Annotated in this window: 20 protein-coding genes; 8 read left to right on the plus strand and 12 right to left on the minus strand. The window is 27.3% G+C overall.

Annotation, left to right across the window (positions count from 1 at the left end; all coding sequences use genetic code 11):
* Window positions 1–330: 330 nt before the first annotated feature.
* The 8 genes from ABDZ71_RS17875 to ABDZ71_RS17910 all read right to left on the minus strand — a co-directional run bounded on the left by ABDZ71_RS17875 (window position 331) and on the right by ABDZ71_RS17910 (window position 13,734).
* Window positions 331–1,548: a YgeY family selenium metabolism-linked hydrolase gene (locus tag ABDZ71_RS17875; RefSeq protein WP_343763898.1), complete on the minus strand. Its 1,218-nt coding sequence runs from the start codon at window positions 1,546–1,548 to the stop codon at window positions 331–333.
* A 48-nt stretch (window positions 1,549–1,596) separates the two neighbouring features.
* Window positions 1,597–2,925 carry a putative aminohydrolase SsnA gene (ssnA, locus tag ABDZ71_RS17880; protein WP_343763900.1) on the minus strand — a complete coding sequence of 443 codons (1,329 nt, stop codon included), beginning with the start codon at window positions 2,923–2,925 and terminating at the stop codon, window positions 1,597–1,599.
* 30 nt (window positions 2,926–2,955) lie between these two features.
* A complete protein-coding gene (gene ygfK / locus ABDZ71_RS17885) occupies window positions 2,956–5,973 on the minus strand; it encodes a putative selenate reductase subunit YgfK (protein WP_343763902.1) in 3,018 nt (1,005 codons plus the stop codon).
* Between the two features lie 32 nt (window positions 5,974–6,005).
* Complete coding sequence (ygeW, locus tag ABDZ71_RS17890) at window positions 6,006–7,202, minus strand: knotted carbamoyltransferase YgeW (RefSeq protein WP_343763904.1); 1,197 nt, start codon at window positions 7,200–7,202, stop codon at window positions 6,006–6,008.
* Between the two features lie 416 nt (window positions 7,203–7,618).
* Window positions 7,619–9,013, minus strand: a complete 1,395-nt coding sequence (hydA, locus tag ABDZ71_RS17895) for a dihydropyrimidinase (protein ID WP_343763906.1) — start codon at window positions 9,011–9,013, stop codon at window positions 7,619–7,621.
* Between the two features lie 66 nt (window positions 9,014–9,079).
* Window positions 9,080–10,453 carry a nucleobase:cation symporter-2 family protein gene (locus tag ABDZ71_RS17900; protein WP_343763908.1) on the minus strand — a complete coding sequence of 458 codons (1,374 nt, stop codon included), beginning with the start codon at window positions 10,451–10,453 and terminating at the stop codon, window positions 9,080–9,082.
* A gap of 20 nt (window positions 10,454–10,473) precedes the next feature.
* Entirely contained in the window at window positions 10,474–11,685 is a 1,212-nt protein-coding gene (gene dpaL / locus ABDZ71_RS17905; RefSeq protein WP_343763910.1) for a diaminopropionate ammonia-lyase, read from the minus strand.
* 285 nt (window positions 11,686–11,970) lie between these two features.
* Window positions 11,971–13,734, minus strand: a complete 1,764-nt coding sequence (locus tag ABDZ71_RS17910) for a sigma-54 interaction domain-containing protein (RefSeq protein ID WP_343763912.1) — start codon at window positions 13,732–13,734, stop codon at window positions 11,971–11,973.
* A 437-nt stretch (window positions 13,735–14,171) separates the two neighbouring features.
* Here ABDZ71_RS17910 and yqeB point away from each other — a divergent pair, with 437 nt between their 5' ends.
* The 8 genes from yqeB to ABDZ71_RS17950 all read left to right on the plus strand — a co-directional run bounded on the left by yqeB (window position 14,172) and on the right by ABDZ71_RS17950 (window position 20,527).
* Entirely contained in the window at window positions 14,172–15,008 is an 837-nt protein-coding gene (yqeB, locus tag ABDZ71_RS17915; RefSeq protein ID WP_343763914.1) for a selenium-dependent molybdenum cofactor biosynthesis protein YqeB, read from the plus strand.
* The gene (locus ABDZ71_RS17920) at window positions 14,990–15,799 is read left to right on the plus strand and encodes an XdhC family protein (protein ID WP_343763916.1); all 810 of its coding nucleotides are present in this window, start codon (window positions 14,990–14,992) and stop codon (window positions 15,797–15,799) included. Before yqeB ends, ABDZ71_RS17920 begins: the two co-directional genes overlap by 19 nt.
* 12 nt (window positions 15,800–15,811) lie before the next feature.
* Window positions 15,812–16,357, plus strand: a complete 546-nt coding sequence (locus ABDZ71_RS17925) for a nucleoside-triphosphatase (protein WP_343763918.1) — start codon at window positions 15,812–15,814, stop codon at window positions 16,355–16,357.
* A complete protein-coding gene (locus tag ABDZ71_RS17930) occupies window positions 16,354–17,322 on the plus strand; it encodes a FecCD family ABC transporter permease (protein WP_343763920.1) in 969 nt (322 codons plus the stop codon). Before ABDZ71_RS17925 ends, ABDZ71_RS17930 begins: the two co-directional genes overlap by 4 nt.
* Window positions 17,319–18,116, plus strand: a complete 798-nt coding sequence (locus tag ABDZ71_RS17935; RefSeq protein ID WP_343763922.1) for an ABC transporter ATP-binding protein — start codon at window positions 17,319–17,321, stop codon at window positions 18,114–18,116. The genes ABDZ71_RS17930 and ABDZ71_RS17935 overlap by 4 nt, the downstream gene beginning before the upstream one ends.
* Window positions 18,117–18,251: 135 nt before the next feature.
* Window positions 18,252–19,304: an ABC transporter substrate-binding protein gene (locus tag ABDZ71_RS17940; protein ID WP_343763924.1), complete on the plus strand. Its 1,053-nt coding sequence runs from the start codon at window positions 18,252–18,254 to the stop codon at window positions 19,302–19,304.
* A 249-nt stretch (window positions 19,305–19,553) separates the two neighbouring features.
* Complete coding sequence (locus ABDZ71_RS17945) at window positions 19,554–19,895, plus strand: hypothetical protein (RefSeq protein WP_343763927.1); 342 nt, start codon at window positions 19,554–19,556, stop codon at window positions 19,893–19,895.
* A gap of 59 nt (window positions 19,896–19,954) precedes the next feature.
* Window positions 19,955–20,527 carry an SGNH/GDSL hydrolase family protein gene (locus ABDZ71_RS17950; RefSeq protein WP_343763930.1) on the plus strand — a complete coding sequence of 191 codons (573 nt, stop codon included), beginning with the start codon at window positions 19,955–19,957 and terminating at the stop codon, window positions 20,525–20,527.
* A 428-nt stretch (window positions 20,528–20,955) separates the two neighbouring features.
* Here ABDZ71_RS17950 and ABDZ71_RS17955 read toward each other — a convergent pair whose 3' ends face one another.
* From ABDZ71_RS17955 to ABDZ71_RS17970, 4 genes are all read right to left on the minus strand, one after another.
* Window positions 20,956–22,926: a cell wall-binding repeat-containing protein gene (locus ABDZ71_RS17955; RefSeq protein WP_343763932.1), complete on the minus strand. Its 1,971-nt coding sequence runs from the start codon at window positions 22,924–22,926 to the stop codon at window positions 20,956–20,958.
* Between the two features lie 292 nt (window positions 22,927–23,218).
* On the minus strand, window positions 23,219–23,467 hold the full coding sequence (locus tag ABDZ71_RS17960) for a hypothetical protein (protein ID WP_343763935.1): 249 nt from the start codon (window positions 23,465–23,467) through the stop codon (window positions 23,219–23,221).
* Window positions 23,468–23,568: 101 nt separating this feature from the next.
* Window positions 23,569–24,063, minus strand: coding sequence for a YdcF family protein (locus ABDZ71_RS17965; RefSeq protein ID WP_343763937.1), 495 nt, complete (start codon window positions 24,061–24,063; stop codon window positions 23,569–23,571).
* Window positions 24,064–24,289: 226 nt separating this feature from the next.
* On the minus strand, window positions 24,290–25,729 hold the full coding sequence (locus ABDZ71_RS17970) for an NCS2 family permease (RefSeq protein WP_343763939.1): 1,440 nt from the start codon (window positions 25,727–25,729) through the stop codon (window positions 24,290–24,292).
* Window positions 25,730–25,801: the final 72 nt, after the last annotated feature.

Here is a 25,801-nt window from a genome sequence, read left to right on the forward strand (position 1 = left end):
ATGAGGCTCTAATTTTTAATCATACTAATATATTTAAATGAAACTAATTCTATGATTCCTAATTTTATAAAAATAAACATATTTACTACAAAAATAGATATATCTAAAAATAATATTTAATATATGAAATTTTAAAACTCCTACCCTATGATTAAAAATTTAAATCTATAAATAAAAAGCACTAATATTCATACCCTACTATTAATACAATATGTTTATAAACTCTAGTTTTAAAAATAAATACTCAAACCCTCAAATAATTAAACTAATAACAGTTATATAAATATATGAGAAACAGAGAAAATTAATCTCCATTTCTCATATAAAGCATTATTTATTTGCAAATTCTTTTACATATGTTATAGGAATAAGAGCATACATTGCTGCAGCTTTCACTAATTCTTCTTTCCATGTTCTTTCATTAGGAGCATGGGCTTGATCTTCATGACCTGGACCAAATCCAACACATGGTATTTTATATCTACCCATTATAGAAACTGCATTTGTAGAAAATGTCCATTTATCAACTTTTGGCTGAGCTTTAAATAAATCTTTATAACATTGAACAGCTGTTTTACATATTGGATGGTCTTCTTTTAACACCCAAGTTGGGAAGAAACATTCTGTTTTATATACTAAATCAGTATATGAAGCTCTTTCGTAATCATACATTTCAACTTCTGCATTTGCAGCTTTAACTGATGGTAAATTCTTAATTTGTTGAATTGCATATTCAAAAGTTTCTCCATCAGTAAGTCTTCTATCTATAGAAATTGTGCATCCATCTGCAACGGCACATCTTGAAGGTGAAGAGAAAAATACTTCTGATACAGTTAAAGTACCTTTTCCTAAGAATTCATCATATTTCAAATTTTCATTAAGAGCTTTCAATTCGTTTAATATTGGACCCATTTTAAATATTGCATTATCTCCTCTTTCAGGAGCTGAACCATGACAACTAACTCCATGGGTTGTAACTTTTATTTCCATTCTTCCTCTATGACCTCTGTAGATATTTAAAGAAGTTGGTTCTGTTATTACAACAAATTCAGGTTTTATTTTATCTTCATTAACTATATACTGCCAACATAATCCATCACAATCTTCTTCTTGCACAGTACCTGTTACTATTAGTGTATAATCATCTTCTAGTTTAAGATCTTTTATTATTTTACCAGCATATACCATAGATGCCATTCCGCCTTCTTGGTCTGATGTTCCTCTACCTACTATGATTTCATCATCTTCATAGCCTTCATAGGGATCATAATTCCATAAATTCTTATCACCTATTCCAACTGTATCTATATGAGCATCCATAGCAATAACATGTTTCCCATGGCCTATATATCCAAGTACATTTCCCATAGGATCTATTTCTACTTTATCAAATCCTACTTTTTCCATTTCTTCTTTTATTCTAAGTATTACTTTTTCTTCTTCACAACTTTCACTTGGTATTCTTGCCATATCTCTTAAAAACTTTGACATGTCTTCTTTATATTTACCTGCTAATTTTAATATTTCTTCCTTTTTAATAGTTTCCATTTTAACCCCTCCAAAATTTTATATTCTTATAATCATGAGTTTAAGTTATTAAAATCTTTTCCAAACTTCAGTAGCAAGTTCTCTACTTCTAGCCATGATTCTTTCTTCATCAATATTAATAAGATTTCTATTTTCCATTACAACTTTACCATTTATAATAGTTGTATCTACATTTCTTCCATTTATACCAAATAGTATATGACTATTTATATTCCCTTCATTTATTGGTGTAGGAGGATTATAATCCACTACGATTACGTCCCCTAGGGCCCCTTCTTTTAAAACTCCTACTTTACCATCAATAAATCTTTCTGTAATTTTTCTATTATTTTTAAATAACATTTCAGGAATTTCAACCCAGGCTACATTTGAATCTTTTTTAGCATGCTTATGAATAATATTTGCTACCTTATAAGATTCAATAATATCAGGAGTATATCCATCTGTGCCAAGACCTAATAAAATACCTTTCTTATATAATTCAAGAACTGGTGCAACGCCTACTGCATTACCCATATTTGACTCAGGATTATGAACCACTATTGCATCTTTTTCTTTAAGCATATCCAGTTCTTTATCTGTAGTATGAATGCAATGTACTGCTATAGTTTTATCTGAAAGAACTCCTGCATCAAACCATCTTTCTATAACACCTTTGCCATATTTTTTCCTTGAATCTTCTAAATCTTCAATCCCCTCTGCACAATGAACATGAAAACCTGTATTTAAACCTTCAATAGCACTCATACATTTTTCTAATGTTTTATCAGAAATTGTCATAGATGCATGAAGTCCAAACATTCCTTTAATCATGTCATCTTTTTTTTCATTACAATATTTTATAAATTCTACATTTTCACTAATACCTTCATCAGCAATTTTTTCTCCGTCTCTATCAGAAGTTTCATAACATAAATTACTTCTTATTCCAGCGACTTTAGCAGCTTCTGCAATTTTAAATAAACTTCCTTTAATAGCATGTGGACTTGCATGATGATCAAATACAGTTGTTACACCATTTTTCACTTGATCAATCATAGGCACCATAGCACTATAATAAACATCTTCTAAAGTTAACACTTTATCAAGTCTCCACCAAAGGCCTTTAAGTATATCAGTAAGACCTTTAGCTCTAGGACTATCATTATTTATACCTCTACCAAAAGTACTATAATAATGCATATGAGTATTTATAAAACCTGGCATTATTAATTTTCCTTTTGCATCTATAAATTTACAATCTTTATATTTATCTTTAATAGCTTCAGTTAAACCAATATCTACAATTTTATTTTCTTCAATGGCAACACAACCATTATCTATAATTGGTCTAGAATCATCTCTAGTTATAACTTTTCCATTTCCTATTAATAACATTTATCTTCCTCCTCATTTTCAAATATTAAGTTATAACATATAATCATATTTGTTTATAAATGTTTTAATTATACTTTCCATTTCATCTGAAATAACCTTATCTCTACCAATAACGTAATATACAACTTCTCCATCTTCTTTTCTAACCTTACATAATCCTTTATCTTTATCTAAAACTAAAAAACCTCTATTTTTACTATTTTGGAAATCTTTTTCACTCCAGAAAAGTGTTATCTTGTCTTTGTATGGATTTCCTTTGTAAGGGCAAAATACACCACAATTTCCACACTCATTACACATGCCATCTATGTGCACAATTTGATGAGATGATTTAAAATCTCCCTCTACGTTAATAACCATGTTTGCTCTATTAGGACAGACATCTACACATATTTCACATATATTTTTGCAAGATAAACATCTTTCTGATTCTTCTTCACTACATAAAGGAGATTTTAATATTCCTTTTCTCTTATATATTCTTTTTTCATCTACAGGAAGAACTTTCTTTTCAAAATCATTACTTAACCCTTCCTTTGATAAAATGTCTTTACATACTAACTTACCATCGGCAATTCCCTTAACAATAGTAGCTGGCCCTTTTTTCATATCACCAACAACATATACATTAGGAGTAGTTGTTTCACAATTTTTATTTATCTTAGCAAATCCTCTTTGGTCTAATTCTATTTTATTTTTTGTAAGTAAATCACTATCTATCTTTTGACCTACTGCAAAAATAACAGTATCTGCTTTTATCTCTACAATACTTCCTGTACCAATAGGTTTTCTTCTTCCTGAAAGATCTTTTTCTCCTAATTTCATTTCTTCACAAACTAAATTACAATCTTTAATGGATTTAGGTGAAAGTAATTCTTTTAAAACTATCCCCTCTTTTAATGCTAATTCTATTTCCTCACCACTTGCTGGCATATACTTTTTAGTTCTTCTATAAACTATAGAAACGTTTTCTGCATTACTAGTTCTCTTAGCAGCACGAGCTGCATCCATAGCAACGTCTCCTCCACCAATTATGCAAATGTTTTTTCCTAAGTCCATATCTCCATTAGATTGTTTATGTTTTTCAAGGAAGGAAATAGCATCTACTATCTTTTCTTTCCCTTCTTGTAATCTAACATTACCTTTTTTCCAAGCTCCTGTTGCAAGTACTACATAATCGTATTCTTTCTTTAATCTATCTATATCTATATTTTCATCAATTCCAAATTTAAATTTAACACCTTGATTTTTAACAAGTTCAAAATCTTTTTTAATCATATCTGATGAAATTCTAAATTCTGGTATAACATATTCTACAATTCCATAAGGTTTTTCTCTCTTATCCATTACAGTTACCTCTACGCCATTTCTTCTTAAGAAAAGTGCTGCAGATAAACCTGCTGGACCTGCCCCTATAACTGCTACTTTTTTATTACTTTTTATATTAGATTTTTTAATATCTTCAATATATTTATCTTCTGCATTTAAGACAGCTATTTTTTTCATATCTCTAATAGAAACAGACTCATCATAATCAAGTCTTGTACATTTATACTGACAATTATGATTACATATAGTTGCTGTAATGGCTGGTGATGTATTATCCTTAGCTATAATTTTAAAAGCTTCCTCATATTTTTTCTCACCAACTAAAGCTACATATTCAGGTATTTGTTGATTTATAGGGCATCCTATAGTACATGGTGCTATGGCACAATCATAAATTGGAAGATCTAATGAAAGCTTTCTACTTTTAACTGGTCTAAGATCTTTAAGATGGTATTTATCTTTAAAAGAAGATTCTGCTAAATCATTTATACCCTCAATATTAATACCTTTAAATGAACCATTAAGATACTTTTCTACCTTTTTAGCCATTTGAGTTATTCTTTCATAACCACCTGGTTTTAGTATTGTAGTTGCAAAGGTAACTGGTTGAATTCCTACTTTAAAAATTTTCTCTACATTAAAGAAATCCGCTCCACCAGAATAAGATATTTGTAAATCTCCATTAAATTCTGAAGCTAGCTTACTCCCTAAAGATATTGTAAGTGGGAAAAGAGAACGTCCTGACATATACATTTCTTCCCCATTTAATTCACCATTTACAATCTTAACTGGCAATGTATTTGTAAGTTTTACTCCCATTTGTAAATTCATTTTTTTAGCAGTATCTTTTAATCTTTTAATCATTGATACTCCATCTTTATACTTTAAATCCTTTATAAAATGATTTGGATTAAGCTCTATATAGTCATATCCCATTTTATTGAATGTATCTTTAACAAATTTCTCACCTAAAAGAGTAGGGTTCATTTTTATAAATGTGTGAAGATTTTTTTCTTTTAAAAGATAGTTTCCTATTTTCTCAATTTCTTCTGGAGGACATCCATGAAGAGTAGATAAAGTAATAGATGGACATACTTTAGATGAAATTTTATCTAAATCTTTTTTAGTAAAATTAGAAAATGAATCCATATTAGAAATCAATACTTCTTTGCAGTGATTCCAAATTTTTGTTTTAGATGCATCTCTCATACCTTCTATATAAGCATCCACCTTAGGAGATTTTATACCTTTTAAGTCATAACCTACGCTCATATTAAACATAAAGTCTCTTTCTTCACTTAAATTTAATTCTTTCATTAAAACATGAAGTAAAAACCAGGCTTTTATGTATTCATCAAAAGCTTGTGGTACAGTTAACTCTGTAGACCATTCTACGTTATAACATTCATCTTCAGCATGAATACAAGGTTTAGCTACAGGCACATCTTCTCCATCTAAAACTTGAACTGTTTTTAATTCTATAAAACGACTTCCTTCTAAGTAAGAGGCAATTATGTTTTGTGTTAATTGAGAGTTAGGCCCTGCAGCCGGTCCAAGTGGTGATGACATTTTTTGTCCAAATAATTCAATATACTTATTACTATCATTCTTATAAAATTTATTTTTATGGATTCCAAAAATAGATCCTTTTTCCTTTAGCTCTCTTTTAATCCAAGTAATCATTTTTTGAAAAGGAATTGTTCTCATTCTATCGCTCATCTAATATTTCCCCCTTAAAATAACCCCAAAAACTATTTTCCAGAAAATCTTGGTTTATTTTGTTTTAATATTTCTTCAAACTTTTTAGCTGGATCTTTAACTTTACTTAAAAATATCATTGCAGCTATAATATATGGTTTATATCCAGCTTCTTTATAAAGTGGTTTACGATAACGATCAAATACTGATGCAGCTACTTCTCCCTCTTTACAACTAACTCCACTAATATCTGCTGGTAAACAATGTAGATATAATGCCTTTTGATCTTTAGTAAGTTTCATCATTTCTTCTGTACATTCCCAATCTTTGTGTTTAGCATTTTCTTTTAATAATTCTTTTTCTAAAACATCTATTTCTTTAAATTTTCCTTCTCCATATAAATTTGTACGTTTTTCCATAAATGCATATGGAGCCCAGCTCTTAGGATATACTACATCTGCATTTTCAAAAGCTTCTTTCATTGAATTAGTTTTTGTAAATTTACCACCACTTTTTACGCTGTTCTTTTTAGCTACTTCTTCTACTTCTGGCATTAAATCATATCCTTCTGGATGAGCAAGTGTTACCTCCATTCCCATTCTTGTCATTAATCCTATTACACCTTGAGGTACTGAAAGTGGTTTTCCATAAGATGGTGAATATGCCCAACTCATAGCTACTTTCTTTCCTTTAAGATTTTCTATTCCACCAAAATAATGAATCATATGCAATAAATCTGCCATACATTGAGTTGGATGATCTATATCACATTGAAGATTTACAAGTGTAGGATGTTGTTCTAAAACTCCGGATTCATATCCTTCTTTAACTGAATCTGCTACTTCGTGCATATATTTATTTCCTTTTCCTATAAACATATCATCTCTAATTCCAATAACATCTGCCATAAAAGAAATCATATTTGCTGTTTCTCTTACTGTTTCACCATGGGCAATTTGAGATTTTCCTTCTTCTAAATCTTGAACTTCTAGTCCAAGTAAATTACATGCACTTGCAAAACTAAATCTAGTTCTTGTTGAGTTATCACGGAATACTGAAATTCCTAATCCACTATCAAATATTTTTGTAGATATATTACTTTCTCTCATTTTTCTTAAAATATCTGCTACTGTAAATACAGACTTTAACTCATCTTCTGTTTTCTCCCATGTTAAATAAAAATTATTATCATACATTTTGTCACATTTTAAATTTTTCAATTTTTTAGTCATATTTTTGATTTCTTCCATAAACTGATCCCCCTAATTTTATTTATAATTTAATTTACATAAATATCAATATGTTTAAAATAATACATTCTATTACTATTTATATTAGCAATATCTATGCCACTACCTTAAAAGCTTATAAATAGTCAATATAGGAAATTTTAATTTAAAAAATTATTATTAAAATGATAATTTTATCATTTTAATAATAATGACTTTAAATGTTGAAATTATTTAATACAAATTTTATCTTGTATATAATTTCTATCATTGTGATAAATAATAAGCATTTTAAACTAAACATATTGAGATGGAAAAAATTATAACTCTTTACAAAAAAAATCTTTTATAATAAATAATCAAAATATTTTTAATACCTTAATTAATTATTTATAAAAGATTCTTTAGTAATAAGAAAATCTATATTTAATTTATCTTTAATAAATAGTAGAAAAATCTACTTTTTTTCTTTTTATAAATTTACCATATCCTCTTTCTCCAAGAAATTTATTATCTTTTGCAATTATTTTTCCTCTAGCTATAGTAAGTACAGGAGATCCTTTAATTTCAATTCCTTCATAAGGAGTATAATCAACATTTTCATGTAACATTGATTTTGTAATTTTAACTTTTTTATTAGGATCTATTATTACAACATCTCCGTCACTACCAACTTGAATAGACCCTTTTTTAGGATATAATCCAAATAATTTAGCTGGCTTTGTACTAACTAAATCTACAAATTTATTTAAAGATATTCTTTTTTTCATTACTCCTTCTGAAAATATTAAAGAGATTCTGCTCTCAATTCCCGGTAGTCCATTTGGACATTTAGTAAAATCATTTTTGCCTAATTGCTTTTCTCCTTTAAAATTAAAAGGACAATGATCTGTAGAAATAACCTGTATGTATCCTTCTTTAATTCCTTTCCATAATGCATTTTGATTGGATTTTTCTCTTAAAGGAGGACTAATGATATACTTTAAACCTTCATCATTTTTCTCTTTATACTTCTCATCATCTAAAAGAAGATATTGAGGACAAGTTTCTACAAATAAGTTATTTATTCCTCTACGTTTTGCCAATTTTATATATTCTAGCCCTAACTCACAAGATAAATGTGCTATATATAAAGGAGCTTCTTCTGCTAATTTTGCAATATTTATCATTCTATTTATTGCTTCTCCTTCACAATCTATAGGTCTACTCTTTGAATGATATATAGGATCTGTAAGGCCATTTTTTGAATAGTATTCTCTAAGATAAGTTACAGTATCATGATTCTCAGGATGAACAACAGTAAGCACTCCATCTTTTCTAGATTTAATAAGCACTTTTAAAACTTCTAAATCATTTAGTTTATAATCATAAGTTAAGTAAATTTTATTACTTGTTATTCCTTCTGATGCTAGTACATCAATTTCTTTCAATATATCATTATTTACATGTTGTATAACTCCATGAAACCCATAGTCTATAACTGCATTACCTTTAGCATAACCATGGTATAAATTAATTTGATGATGTAAATCACATTCTTTAGGACCAAATGCTAAGTGATCAACTATAGTTGTAGTTCCTCCACAAGCAGCTGCTACAGTTCCAGTATAAAAATCATCTGTAGCCACAGCTGTTCCTACATCTAAATTAAGGTGAGTATGAACATCTACCCCTCCTGGCATTACATATTTCCCTTGAGCATCCACTATCTCTTCAGCCTCTTCAACAAGATTTATACCTATCTTTTTTATAATACCATTTTCTATATAAATATCTCCTTTAAAAGTATCACCTGAAGTAATTATAGTTCCATTTTTTATTAAAGTGGCCATTATAAAATTGCATCTCCTTTTATATCTATAATAAAAATTTCATTTAACAACCTATACATTTTTTATTTATCCCTTGACTATTTCTCTCCTTTCTTTTATTGTTAAATTCTTATTTTTCCTAAATTCATTGAAAAATAAATTCAACAATATAGCTGATAAACTTCCAGTAGTTATTCCACTATGGAAAAGGATTTCAACCCATTGTGGAAATTTTTGGTAAAAAGTTGGTACTGCTAAGGGAATTATTGAAAGACCAATACTTACTCCTATTATCATTCCATTTTTAGTATCCTTAAATTTAATTTTACTAAGAGTTGAAATACCACCAGATGCAACCATACCAAACATAGCTATACCAGCTCCCCCAAGAACAGGATAGGGTATAGATGCAACTGTTGCTCCTGCCTTTGGAAATAATCCTAATAATATTAGAATCACTCCAGAAGCTGCTACCACAAAACGGCTTTTTACACCAGTTAAATTTACAAGTCCTATATTTTGTCCAAAAGCTGTATGTGGAAAAGTATTAAATATTCCTGCTAACATTGTAGCAAATCCATCGGTTCTAAGTCCTCTAGTTAAATTCTTATCATCAATTTCTTTACCAATCATTTCATGTATAGCTATCATATTTCCTGTAGCTTCTGTCATCATAACAAGCATAACCAATATCATGGATATTATAGCTGTCAGATTGAATTTAATCATTCCAAAATGTAGAGGAACATCTATATTAATCCAATCTGAACTATGTACTCTGGTAAAATCTGACATACCTAATAAGGAAGCAATAATAGTTCCTATAACTATACCTAATAATATAGATAAATTCCCCAATATTCCTTTAAAAAATTTATTCATAATTAAAATCAAAACTAACACAAATAAAGATAATAAAATATTTTTAGGACTAGCAAACATTGGAGAATTTATATCATTTCCTGCACACCATTTAACTGCTACTGGAAGCAATGATATACCTATAATAGTTATTACCGTACCTGTTACTACCTTAGGAAAAAACTTTAAAAGTTTTCCAAAAAAGGGAGCCATAACAAAACAAAATAAACCTGCTACAAAAGTAGCTCCAAAAATAGTTGTAATACCTGTTATAGGATCTCCAGGATATGCATTTCCAATAGCTACTATAGCTGATACCGATGCAAAACTTGTACCTTCAATAACAGGAACTTTTGCTCCAATAAATTTTTTTATGCCTAAAGACTGTATTAAAGTTGCTACTCCAGCTACAAAAAGATCTGCATTTATAAGAAATATTGTTTGTTCCATAGGCAAATTTAATGCTCCTCCGATTATTAGAGGAACCGCAACAGCTCCTGCACACATGGCTAAAACATGTTGTAACCCTAAAATAAATAAGTGTTGCGGCGGAAGCAATTCATCAACAGGAGATATCACTTTGCTCTCTTTGCTATCCATATTTATCCCCTCCATGAGTTTTATTTTGAATACTCCCCATTCCAGACAATTTTTCTATACTTATCTGGATCTGTATCTCCTTCAGTACTAAATAATAATACTCTTGAATTTTTATCTAATTTTAGTTTTTCTCTTATCTCTTTCATATCATCTCTTGTCATTATTGCATTTAAAAGCCCTGCTGTTACTGCTCCAGATTCTCCTGATATAACCCTTTTGTCTTCTTTAATAGGATTTCCTAGCATTCTCATTCCATTAGCTGAAACCCAATCAGGACAAGATACAAACATTGAACTATAAGATTTTAAAACTTCCCAGCCTATAGTATTTGCTTCTCCACAAGCAAGCCCCGCCATTATAGTAGGCATATCCCCTGTTACCGCTCTTAAATTTCCATCACCAGCTACTGCTGATCTATATAAACAATCTGCTTCATTAGCTTCTACTATTACAGTTGTTGGACATTCATCTTTAAATACTGAAGCAAAATAACCTTGAACAGCTCCTGCTAAAGAACCAACTCCTGCCTGTACAAATATATGTGTAGGTTTTTCTATTTTTAAATTTCTTAATTGTTCCAATGCTTCTGAAGCCATTGTTCCATAACCTTGCATTATCCAAGTAGGAATTTCTTCATATCCTTCCCAAGCAGTATCTTGAACCATAACCCATCCATTTTCTTTTGCTTCTTTAGCTGCAAGCCTTACTGCATCATCATAATTAAGATCAGTTATAGAAGCATTTGCTCCTTCACCTCTTATATTTTCAAGACGTGTTAAAGAAGACCCTTTTGGCATATAAACTATTGATTTCTGATTTAATTGAGATGCAGTCCAAGCTACTCCTCTACCATGATTTCCGTCTGTAGCTGTAATAAATGTTATATCTCCAAGCTCTTTTCTTATTTCTTTTGAAGTAAGTTTTTCATAGCTTAATTCTGAAATATCTTTTCCTAATTTTTTTGCCAAATATTTTCCCATAGAAAAAGAACCACCTAATACTTTAAAAGCATTTAAACCAAAACGATAGGACTCATCTTTTACATATACACCACCTAAACCTAGATGCTTTGATAACCCTTTCAAATCTACTAAAGGTGTTTTTGTAAATTGAGGAAAGCTTTCATGAAACTTTCTAGTTTTTTTTATTTCCTCTTCACCTAAAAAGTCAACAGATGCTTTTTGTGAATTATTAGTTATATTATTTTTCTTACATTTTATTTTTTCGCTCATAACAATACCCCTTTTCTTTTTTATTTTCTAATAACTGGTTATTAGCAATAGTTGTGCCAATTTTCAGATATCAAAAAATATTTATATCACCTTTTTCTATGTTAATAACCTATTTGTTTAAATCACAACTATTTTATTAAATAAAAAAACATACAATGGTTATTATTAACTTTGTATGTTTTTTAACTTTAATATATAAATTTATTATCATAACAATAATTAACTATCATTGTGATAAATTATACTATTTCCATGGTTTTTAGAAAAATAAATATAAGGAAATTATTACTTTGATAATTTTTTTATTTCTCTTAATTTTCTATATAAAGTAGCAATCCCTATTCCTAGATGATTAGCTGCTAGTTCTTTTCCTGTAGTATCACTACCGTATATATCTAAGGCTTTTAATATATATTCTCCTTCTATAATCTTTAAAGGTTTTATATCCCCTTTTTCATAGTTTTCCTTTAACTTAAAATTTCTACTTTCTACTATATTAGGAGGAAGCATATCAATTGTTATTACCCCAGTATCATCTGCCATATTTATCATAAACTCTACAGCATTTTCAAGTTCTCGTACATTACCATGCCAAGGATAGTGTACTAAAATATCTATACATTCCTTATTAATTTCACATACATTTTTACCATATAATCTATTGTATTTTTCTATTAACATATTCATAACAAGTTCTATATCTTCTTTTCTCTCTCTTAAAGGTGGTATTTTAAGTGGTATAACATTAAGTCTATAATATAAATCTTCTCTAAATTTATTTTCTTTTATAAGTTTCTTTAAATCTTTATTAGTAGCTGCTATAACCCTTATATTCAAATCTATTAAGTGATTAGATCCTATTCTCACTAATTTTTTTTCTTGAATTACTCTAAGTATTTTAGATTGAAGATATAAAGGCATGTCCCCTATCTCATCTAAAAATATTATCCCGTTATTTGCTAGTTCAAACTTTCCTACTCTTCCATTTGGATCTGCTCCACTAAAAGCCCCTCTTACATATCCAAATAATTCACTTTCTAAAAGTGCTTCTGGTATAGCTGCACAATTTATAGCTATGAAAGGTTTAGTATTTTTATCACTTTCACAATGTATAGCCCTTGCAATAAGTTCCTTTCCAGTACCACTTTCCCCAGTTATTAAAACAGTAGCTCTAGAACAAGCAATTTTTTTTATCCTCTTTTTTAGAGTAATCATAGGCTTTGATTTTCCTATAATATCTTCAATTTTTATAACTTGTCTTCTTCCACTAACCTTATATATTTTTGATTTTAAATGTTTTATTCCCTGAAATATAAATATTTTATCATATGAGGATAGTACAGGGAAAACAGGTATTATCTTACCTATCAATTGAAATTTTTCATTATTTATAATTACAGTATATACTTCTCCACCCATTCCATACTCACTTGTAGAACTAATAACTATATTTTTATCAATATTATTAGGTGTAAGTTTAAATTGTTCCATAGCACTGCTGTTCATATGAACTATTTTATTATCTTTAGTAACTAAAACCCCTTTATCTACACTGTCTATTACTTGTTTAAGCAAATCTACTCTCATATGACTTATTTTTATTTCAACATACTCATATGCTTTAGTACTTATAAAATCTGCTATTTGATCTAATACTTCAATGTATGAATCAAAATTTTTTATAAGCTTATCCCTTTGACTTTTTTTAGAACATATAAGGCCTATTACACCTATGATATTTTTATTTAAAACTATAGGGGTACATACAAGTAGTTTTTCCGGGCAATTATTCTTTTGATTACATTTTTCACATAAATAACTCTTCCCTGGATTTTTTATTATTTGTTTTTCTCCTGTTTTTATAACATGGCCATATATATATCCCTCTTTTGACATATCTTTATTTATTTCATTTTTATATATACCAGTACCTGCTATTCTATACAAATTTTTATCAACAATTTCCACATCTGTTTTTATTATATTTGAGATTACATTTGCATATTTAGTCACTGTATCTTGAATTTCTATCAATGAAAATTTCTTCATATTATATCATTCCTTAAATAATATTTTATTTTTTTAGAATAAATTGAAATAAATGTCATTAATTTATTCTACCACAATTACATATGTTTAAAAAACTGATTTTAACTTGTATATTTATCAATAAGATAATTTTTTTAATATATAATTAATAATTTAGACTATTTATAATTTATCATTTTAATAACTAATTATCATTTTAATAATTATTACTATTCTACTAATTTATATATCTTTAGAAAGTTTTATCAAATCCTTATATTTACTCATTTATCATAGATTTATAACTATATGAAAAATAAATATTTATGGCATGTTTATTGCTTTCAATATTTATAAAAAAATGTTATAAATATAATATCAATACTAAAATAGGTCAAATTATTTTAAATGTATTTTGTAATACTATAAAAATTATAATAAGGACAGGTTTTATAAAAATGGATGAAAATATTGTAATTGTTAGAGGCGGCGGTGATATAGCTTCTGGAACTATATATAAACTTTATAAATGTGGATTTAAAATATTAGTTTTAGAAAGTTGTACCCCTACTTCTATAAGACGAAATGTGTGCTATAGTGAAGCTATTTATTCTGGTAAAGTTACTATAGAAAATACTACTGCTGTTAAAATAAATAGTTTAGATGAAATATTAAGTTGTTGGAAAAATAATGAAATTCCTATTATAATAGACCCTAAAGGAAAATATATAAATATATTAAAACCTAAAGTATTAATAGATGCTATACTAGCAAAGAAAAACTTAGGAACAAAAATAGATATGGCTGAAATAACTATAGGACTTGGTCCAGGCTTTGAAGCTGGCAAAGACGTTGATGCAGTTATTGAAACTATGAGAGGACATAATTTAGGAAGAGTAATTTTAAAAGGAACACCTATAAAAAACACTGGAACACCGGGAGAAATTGGTGGTTATTCTAAAGAAAGAGTTATATATAGTCCTTCTAAAGGAATTATTAAAAACATAAAAGAAATCGGAGATTTTGTATTAAAAGATGAAACTATAGCTTATGTAGATAATACAGAAATCAAATCAAAAATAACTGGTTTATTAAGAGGCCTTATAAGAAATGGTAGTTCGATTACAAAGGGATTAAAAATAGCTGATGTAGATCCTAGAGAAAAAGAAATAAAAAACTGCTTTACTATTTCTGATAAAGCAAGAAATGTTGCTGGAGGGGTATTAGAAGCTATTTTATATTTTATAAATAAAAATCAAGAAGGTGGTTTGAATTTATGGAACAAGAAATACTAAAAAAAATTTATAAAAGTGTAAACGAAGGAAATACTGTAGCATTAGCTACTATAACTGAGGTTTCAGGTTCAACCCCGGGAAAAGCTGGATCAATAATGGCAGTATGGGAAAATAGTAAAATAGAAGGTACTGTAGGTGGTGGTAAAGCTGAATATGAAATTATAAATAAGGCCTTAGATTGTATTAAAAATAATGAAAGTTCCCCTTTCCAATATAAATTAAATGAAAATGGTGATTTAGGCATGCATTGTGGAGGAGAAATCAAAGGATTTATAAAAGTATTTTCACCTCAAACTAAACTTATAATCGTAGGTGCAGGTCATGTAGCCTTTTGCATTCATAAAATAGCTAAATTTTTAGATTTTTATACAGTGGTAATAGATGATAGAAAAGATTTTGCTAATGAAGAAAGATTCCCTAATTGCAATGAAATAATAGTAGAAAATATAAAAGACTCTTTATCTAAGTACCCTATAGATAAAAATACTTATATTGTTATAGTATCAAGAGGTCATAAAGATGATGCTTTAGCCCTAGAAACTGTAATTTCAAAAGATCCTAGTTATATAGGCATGATAGGAAGTCACAAAAAAACATCCTATGTAATGAATAGTTTGATTTCTAAAGGAATTTCTAGAGAAAATCTTAAAAAGGTTTATGCCCCTATCGGTTTAGATATAGCATCTTGTAAACCAAAAGAAATAGCTCTAGGTATTTTAAGCGAAATACTATTAATAAAAAATAAAGGTTCATTAAATCATCTAAAAGATATAAAAAGTATAAAATTCTAAAGGAGATTTGATATGTATAACTTATTCCTTACTGCTCCTAGTGGTACTGGTAAAAGTACTATAATAAAAAAAGTAATAAATGATTTAAGTATTGAGCTTGGAGGATTTGAAGTAAAAAAATGCTCTACTAAAAATAATAAAATATATTTTGATATGGTTTCATTTATAGATAAAAAAAGCAACAATATAATTGGTGAATGTTTTAAAGGTAAAAGACCTACTTCTAATATATATACTTTTGAAAATAAAGGTGTTGAAATATTAAATACCAGTCTTAAAAATAGAAATCTAATAATATTAGATGAAATCGGTTTCCTGGAAGAAAATGCAGAAAACTTTAAAGACTCAGTAAGAAAAATTTTAAATAGTAATAAAATCGTACTAGGAGTTCTAAAAGAATTTAACTCTCCTTTTTTAAATGAAATAAGAAATAGACCGGATATATATTTCTTACCTGTTTCTTTAAAAAACAGAAATCAAATTCCAAATCATATACTATCTATATTAAAAAATTGGAATATTCCTGTGAAAATTTCTAAAAATGAGATGATTTTATGAGTAAAATAAAAAAATATTTATTACTTCCTATAGCTATTATTTTAATTCTTATATCAATTTCTATGGGACGATATTCTATATCCATACATGATTTATTAACACTAAATGATAAAACAACAGCTATACTCTTAAACTTACGTATTCCAAGAGTTATAGCTGCTCTACTGGTAGGTGGTGCTTTATCTACTGCTGGTGCTTCTTATCAAGGAATGTTTAGAAACCCTTTAGTATCTCCAGATATTTTAGGCGCCTCTGCTGGTGCAAGTTTTGGTGTAGCCTTAGGAATACTTCTTTCATTAAATGTTCAAACAATACAAGTTTTTGCATTTATATTTGGTTTAATTGCAGTTATAAGTTCTTGGAAAATAAGCAAGAAGATACCTTTTCATGATCCAAGCTTAGTACTAGTTTTATCTGGTATGTTAGTTCAAGGAGTATTTACATCAGGAGTATCTCTTGTTAAGTATGTATGTGATCCTTATGACAAACTCCCCTCCATAACCTTTTGGCTTATGGGTGGATTATCTTCTATAACTTTAAAAGATCTAGAAATAATGATAATACCAATTGTTATAGGATTAATACCGCTACTTTTAGTACGATGGAAACTTAATATACTGTCTTTCCCAGAAGATGAAGCAAAAACCCTAGGAGTAAATACAGATAAAATACGAGTTATAGTAATAATATGCTCTACCTTGCTCAGCGCTTCAATTGTTTCCTATTGTGGAGTCATTGGATGGGTAGGATTAGTTATTCCCCATTTAGCAAGAGCCTTATATGGACCTAATTATAAAACTCTACTTCCAGCTTCTTTTTTTATAGGTAGCATATATATGCTTTTGGTAGATGATTTTACTAGATGTGCCTTTCCAGTAGAAGTTCCTCTTGGAATCCTAACATCTTTAATTGGAATTCCATTTTTCGCTTATTTATTAATGAATGTAAAGAAGGGCTGGCTATGAAATTAGACTTAAAAGAAATTTCTTTTGGATATAAAAATAATACCCTATATAAAAATTTATCTTTCACCTTAAATTCTGGAGAACTTTTATGCGTTCTTGGTCCAAATGGTGTTGGAAAAACTACACTTTTTAAAACTATATTAATGCTCTTAAAACTTAAGTCTGGAAACATATTAGTAGATGGTAAAAATATAAATACTTTTAAATCGAAAGAATTATATAAATATATCTCTTATGTACCACAAGCTCATACTCCTCCTTTTCCCTTTACAGTATTTGATGTAGTTTTGATGGGACGAGCTGTTTATATAAAAGATTTTTCTTCTCCAAGTAAAGAAGATAAAGAAATTGCAAAAGAAGCTTTAACTCTTTTAGGAATAGGTCATTTAAAAAATAAAATTTATACAAAACTTAGTGGTGGTGAAAGGCAACTAGTTTTAATAGCTAGATCTATTGCTCAAAAATCCCCTATAATTATAATGGATGAACCTACATCAAATCTTGACTATGGAAACCAAATAAAAGTTTTAAGCTTAATAAAATCTTTATGCGTAAATAATAATCAAAGTATATTAATGTCTTGCCATAATCCTAATCATGCTCTTTTATATGGAAGTAAGGTTGCTATTATGAAAAAAAATGGAATATTTTCTTTTGGTGATCCAACTAGTGAAATTAATCCAAAAGTCATGAAAGAAATTTATGGATTAGATATAAAAATGATTGATGCTAATATTAATAAAACTTTATCTCAAAAGGTATGCATACCTTTTAACTATAAAGAAAAATCTTAATTTAATCATTATTTCTACTTAATTAAAAACTATATACTATCTAAAAATAACAAAAATCAGGTTATATTCCTTATTAAAATATAACTATTAGATTAATAAACTAATTTTCTAAATAAAGAAAGGGGTTTTAATATAATGATAAAAAAAATCACAAGTTTAATGCTAATTTTAATTATTTCAATTTCTTTTTTTGGATGTACACAAAAAAGTAAATCTACTACCACCTCTAGTAGTTATAAAATAATAAAAGACCAAGCTGGACGACAAGTAAAAATTCCAAGTAAAATAAAAAAAATATATTGTACAAGTACTTTAGGGTCCTTATTTCTTTATTCACTATGCCCCCAAAAATTAGTTGCTTGGAATGATAAAATCCCAAAAGAATCATTAAAATATCTTACTCCAAATGCTAGCAAACTACCTGTAGCCGGAAGTTTACAAGGAAAAAAATCAGGTAATATAGAAGAAATATGCAAACTAAAGCCTGATTTAATTATATCTATGGGAGACATAAATAAATCTACTATTTCTGGAGTAGAAAAATTTCAAAAACAATCAAATATTCCTTTTATACTTGTAAGTGGAAAAACAGAAGAACTAGCTAAAACTTATAGATTCATTGGAAATTTATTAAATAAAAAAAAGGAAGGGGAAGAACTTGCTTCTTACTGTGAAAAAACGCTTAAAGAATCAAAAAAAATCACAGAAAACTTAAAGGATAAGGAAAAACTAAAGGTTTATTACGCTAAAGGACCTAAAGGCCAAGAAACAGACCCTGAAGGATCACTTCACTCTGAAGCTATAACTTATGCTGGTGGTAAAAATGTAGCTAATTTCCCTGTAAAACATGGCTCTCGTAGTATTATATCTATGGAACAAATAATTTCTTGGAATCCTGATATAGTAGTTTCAGATTTAAACATATTTAATAATAGCTCCTGGGAAAAAATTTCTGCAGTGAAAGAAAATAAAGCTTATGTAATTCCTAGTTTACCATTTAATTGGTTTGATTGTCCTCCATCAATTAATAAACTTATGGGGATAAAATGGTTTCAACATTGCCTATATCCTAATTTATATAAAGGTGATATAGCTAAAGATACTAAAGAATTTTTCAAATTATTTTATCATAAAGATCTTTCTTTAAAAGAAGCTAAATCCCTTTTAAAAACAAATCCATCTAATTAATTTAAATAATATAATTATTACTTTAGTATATTATTTAAAATTTTATAAGAAAAATAATAATTAATACAAATGCTTTAATAAAAACTTATATGTTTTAATAATTAGTTAAAACACTTCAAGTAAATAAGTATAATAAATCCTTCTGTAATTATAGAAGGATTTTGTTTTTTTAATACTAAATCTGTTATAATAAAGTAAATTTTAATAAAATTTATTATTATAAAAATTGTTTATGAAAGGTATGGTAATATGAAATTTTTACCTTTAATAGTTCTTATAGGTATAGTAGTTTTATCCATATACATATCAAGAAATAACTATAAGAAAAGATATATAGAAATTTGCACTAATCTAAAAAATTATAATATAGAAATTAAAAAATATTATTATTCTATGGAAAAGTATAAACAGGAAAAGTTTTTTAATATGTTAAGTCCTTATTGGAAACCAAACTTTCTAAGTATATTAGATGACAATTTTAAATATGCAAACAATATGTGGGCTCTTCAAAAACAAATTGATAAACAACAAGAACTCTTTTCTGAATTAACTAAATTTAACGAAAAAAATAAAACACATGAAAATAAATAGTTTTCACAAATACTAAAGGCTAATAACTATTTATTTTCATGTATCTAAGGAGTAATATTATGAAATTTATATGTATTGGTGATAGTCTTACTACTGGATTTGGTATTAACAAAGAATTTTCCTGGTTTGAACTTTTAAAATCAAGTTCTAATTTTGAGCTAATAAATAAAGGGGTAAATGGTGACACAACTACTGGAATACTTTCAAGGTATTATAAAGATGTTATTATAAATTCTCCCTGCTACTTATTTATAATGGCAGGAACAAATGATTTTTTATTAAATAGGTCTCTTAATTCAGTAGAAGAAAACCTTTCATTAATAATAAAAGAAGCTTTAGAAAATAACATAATACCTTTTATTGGAATACCTCCTTTTATAGATGAATCCTTAGCTATAAAACAATGGGATAGTAATATTAACTACTCTATTGTAAACAATAAATTAAAAAGTTATAGATCATATATAATAACTTTATGTAAAAAACTTAACTTAAAATATATAGATCTTTACTCCTTATTTAATGATATAAATAAAAAACATACTGGTAATTCTTTATATTTAGATGGAATACACCCAAATAAATATACCCATAAAGGAATATTTGAAAAAATTAAAAAAGTTATGTTTTAAATTTTATTTTATTAAAATATACAAAAATACCAATATTTAAAAATATAATTTCTATATTCTCTAAAAGTCACCTTTTTTAATTGCCTTTTACGTTTATAATTGCGTCAATAATGGATATAATAATTAAATTTATTGCTTATACCATTCAATGTATTACTTAATTCAAAAATTGTTAGTTGATTTAACTATTTTTAACCATAAGCTTTATATAATCTACTTTTACAACTAAATCATTCTTTAAAATTTTAACAACTCCAAATAATAGAAATCATTATATAATAACCTTCCTTATAGATATATACAAAGATTTATCTAAAAATCCTTATATATATACTATTTACTATTAATAATTAAAGTACTAATAAATCTGTTTTATAAAATCTATCTATTTACTTAAATATTGTCAATAAATTAAATTATATATCAATTTATTCTTTCTTTAAGAAATTAATATATTGATTAGGTATTACAGGACTTCCACCTATAGCAATTAATTCAGTTTCCTTTTTTAAATTTTTATAAGCAAACTCTTTTGTAACATTTAAAACTACATTATTTTTAGGCATAATAATTATAGGAGCATTATATTTAGCAGCTACTGGTGAAGCAACTAATCCATCTGCAAAATCTATAGAATCAGGGCCTCCAACTGTTACATATGCTTTACTTAAATCCAAATCACTTAAAAATTCTTTTATAACCATTGTATTAGTTTCATATCTATTTTTTCCACCTATTCTTTTCACATTTTTAAGTTTTTTCTCTATATCTTTAGATACTACACCAGTTCCTCCAATTATATATGAATTATTAATAATATTTTTATTCAAATGTAGATATTTATTTACTTCATTTGGTATACTATCATTTTTAACTAGTAACATAGGCATATTTTTTGAGGCAGCTATAGGAACTGCTGAAATTGAGTCTGCATAATTTCCACCATAAGCAATCATAAAGCTTGTACAATCTAAATGTTTTGCAATTAATACAGATGTTTCATATCTATCTTCCCCACCAATTCTAGATATATGTATATTACTATTTATATCTTTAATCTGATTAGCTACATTCTCGGATATAGCTCCTTCTTTTCCTATTATTATAACATTAGATGGATTAAGTCTTTGAATTTCATTTTTCAAACCTGAAGTTAAAGATTTTTTAGGTGACAACAACATTGGGGCTTTATATTTTGATGCCAACGGTGCTGCACATAATGCATCAGCAAATACCTCTCCACTAGATATTAATATAGTTTTGCTTCCATTTCTAAATTCTTTTTTTGAAACTGAAATAGATGTTTCATATCTATCTTTTCCATATATTCTATTTACCGGAGTAGTATCAACATAGGATTTCCATAATCTATAATAATCATATAATGTTTTATCTTGTGTTATAGAATAAAGTGCATTTAATAAATATATATGAACTCCATGATAATTTACTCCTATATGAGGCTGAGTATTTTTTCTTACCATAAATCCTAAGTCATAAGCAGTAAAACCACCTAAATCATAATATGGAAGTATTTTTTCTAAAGTAGATATACCTTTGTTAAAGTATTCCTTTGAAATCTTACTATTGTCAATATTAACATTAGATAATTGAGACCAATCATATAGACCTAACAATGAAAACATAAATCCATTTAAAGTATAAGAAGAAGGATTTGAAATATATTCTTCAAATATAATATTTTTACCTAATGTTTTATCTATACAACTTAAGGTATCCATTGTACCACCTTTACTTACAGGTGTAATCATAAATTTTAAAGCTTTGTTTCCTGCTTCTAAATATTTTTTATCTTTAGTTAATTTATATGCTCTAGTGAACACGCTTAATGCTTGTCCCTGTGCCATACCAGAATACCATCCAGAAGAATAATCTTTAGAATTTAAATAATACCTCCATGGAAAATTATATGTAAAAGCACCTTTAGAATTTTGTAAAGTCATCAATTTATCAGTTACTTTCAAAAATGACTCTTTTGTATTAGTCCCTTTTAAGTATTCACCATATAGTGAAAGAGAATATTGAGCTAAAGTAACAGGATTATATTGGTATTTACCATTATATAACACAACAGGGTTTCCATCCTTATCTAATTTAATATTGTTTAAATTAAATAATATTGATTTATTTGGACCATAGTTTAGATAATCTCCAAAAGAATCATAGTTACCTAAGAATAATCTATAATCTCTAGCTTCCCTTGGAAATCTATTTAATCCATCATCGACTAATTTTTTATATCTACCAACATTTTTGTATATAACCTTAGCTTTTATAGGTTTTACACATACTAATTGAACTGTACAAAAAACTATTAGATTTATTAAAGCAAATAAGCAAATTTTTATTTTATTATTCATTAAATTAGTTTTTTTCATTTTATTCTCCTTTAAATTTATAATATTTATTACATTAATACTATTTACTATTTAATTTTACATTTTATTTATTTAATAGTAAATATTATACGTTAAATTTATGTACTTAAATTTAAATTTTATATAGACACTACTATAATACTTTTTCCAAATCTTACTTAAATTCTACTTTAACTTAATATATTATACTAAATATTATTTATTTAAAATCATATAAAAAGTAAGTAGATAAATTTGCTTTTCTCAAATCTATCTACTTACTTTTACTAATTTAAAAATATATTTTTGGTATTTATAATATTTTCTTTAATTCGTCTATTTTGTATTCCTTTATCTTTTTATTATTCATATCATCTTTTATTATAAGTTGAACTGTTTCTTTATCTAATTTTCTAAGATATTTTCCTTTAGTTTTTGTACCTATTACATTCACTGATTTTCCAACCTTAAGTTCTTTTATATTATCTTTATTGCAATAATCACAATTTCCTTTGTTATTTAATACTCTTTTACAATCTTCACAGTAATAAATTTTTGCCATATTATAACTCCCTCCCTAATATTCCTTAAACCTATAAGTAACTTTAAAAAGGACATTATAATACTTATTCTATAATTTCAAATAAATTCCTTTTTTAAATATTATTTAAACATATATAATATTATATATTTAAATGATGCAACTACTTCTCTTATTACTCCTAATAATTCTTCCATTTTATAACTTGATAAATAAACTCCTGAATAACTAGAATTCACTTTCATTTTTTTACATACCATATTTATTCTTTTCAAATGATATTTATTAGAAACTATAACTACAGATTTAAAATGGTTACTTTTTATAATTTGATCACAATATTTTATATTTTCCCATGTATTTATAGATTTATCTTCTGTTATTATTTTATTTTTTTCTACTCCATTTTTTATTAAATATTCTTCCATAATTTTAGCTTCAGATTTTAAGTCACCTTCACCTTTACCGCCAGAGACTATAATATAATCGCCAAATCCTTTATTATATAATTCTAATCCTCTATTTAATCTTGCTTTTAGAAATTCACTAGGAGTATTTTCATAAACTTTACATCCTAATATTACTATAGAATCTGACTTTACAGCTTTGCTAAACACACCAAATCTTATAATACTTGCTAATAATATAAATAGGATTAATACACATACTAAAAATATTTTAAAAATTATTTTAATACCCCTCTCATAATTGCTAGTATAAAATTATGAATCTAGGACATAATTTAAAGTAGATACTTAATCCCCCTATATTTTATTAATATAAATAAATAGAGTTTACGGTGACTAATTTCCGTAAACTCTATATTTTTTATATTAAATTTTTTTATTTAGGCAATATAGTAAATCTTATTATAAATAATATAGCTAGTACATATATTATTGGGTGAACTTCTTTTCTTTTTCCTGTAACTACTTTAACTATTGGATAAAATATTAATCCTGCTGCAATTCCATTTGCAATACTATAACTAAATGGCATTATTGCAATAGTAAAAAATGCTGGTAAAGCTTCTGTAAAATCATTAAAGTCTATTTTTGTAATAGCTCCCATCATTAAAACTCCAACGATTATAAGTGCTGGTGCTGTTGCTTCTGTTGGAACTATTCCAACAAGCCCACTAAAAAATAATGCTAAGATAAACATTATAGCTGTTACAGCTGAAGTTAATCCTGTTCTTCCGCCTTCTGAAACTCCTGCTGTAGATTCTACATAAGTAGTAACTGTACTGGTTCCTATTAATGAACCTAAAGTAGTTGCTATAGCATCTGCAAATAATGCTTTATTTAAATTTTTAACTTTTCCGTTTTTATCAACCATTCCTGCTTTTTGAGCAGTTCCAACTAAAGTTCCTATTGTATCGAACATATCAACTAAACTAAAAGATACAACTACTGTTATAACACTAGTTAAAGCTCCTACAAGTCCTGCCCCTCCGAAACCTAAAAGTCCTGGTAAATCTAATTTAAATAATGTTGGTGCAAGTGATGGTGGCGCAGATATTAAACTTACTCCAGCCACTTTAGTAATTCCAAAAGGAATTCCTATTATAGTAGTTAATATAATACCTATAAGCATTGATCCTTTAACTTTTCTTGACATTAAAATTGCTGTTATACAAATTCCTACTAAGGTTAATATTGTATGTGGATTAGTAAAATCTCCAAACCCTACAAGTGTAGCTGGATTTGCAACTATTATTCCACCTGATTTAAATCCTATAAGTGCGATAAATAATCCTATACCACCTGAAATAGCTAATTTAAGTGTTTGTGGCAGTGCATCTACTATCTTTTCTCTTATTGATGTAAAAGTTATTATTAAGAAAAATACCCCTGAAATAAATACTGCCGCTAGTGCCTGCTCCCAAGTGTAACCTAAAGTCAAACATACACTAAATGCAAAAAATGCATTTAATCCCATGCCTGGTGCTTGAGCAAATGGTACATTAGCATAAAGTGCCATAACTAATGTTCCTATAGCTGCGGAAATACATGTAGCAACAAATATAGCTCCAACTACAGGATCGTTAACTGCTGTTAGTCCTGCTTTTACTGCTGCATCTCCCAATAGACCTTTGCTATTCATACCTGCTTGCATAAGGACACTAGGATTTACAAAAATCACATAAGCCATAGCAATAAAAGTAGTTATTCCTGCTATAATTTCTGTTTTAACATTTGTACCATTTTCAGATAACTTAAAAAATGAATCTAAAAATGTTTTTTTTGAATTTTCTTTTGTCTCACTTTTTTCTACGTACATTTAAATATTCCTCCTAAATAAAAAAAGTCTTTGGTCTGGATTATGAGTAAATCCAAATCAAAAACTAAAATT

It is taken from the genome of Clostridium oceanicum (genome assembly GCF_039521385.1).
GTDB classification, from domain to species: domain Bacteria; phylum Bacillota; class Clostridia; order Clostridiales; family Clostridiaceae; genus Clostridium_F; species Clostridium_F oceanicum.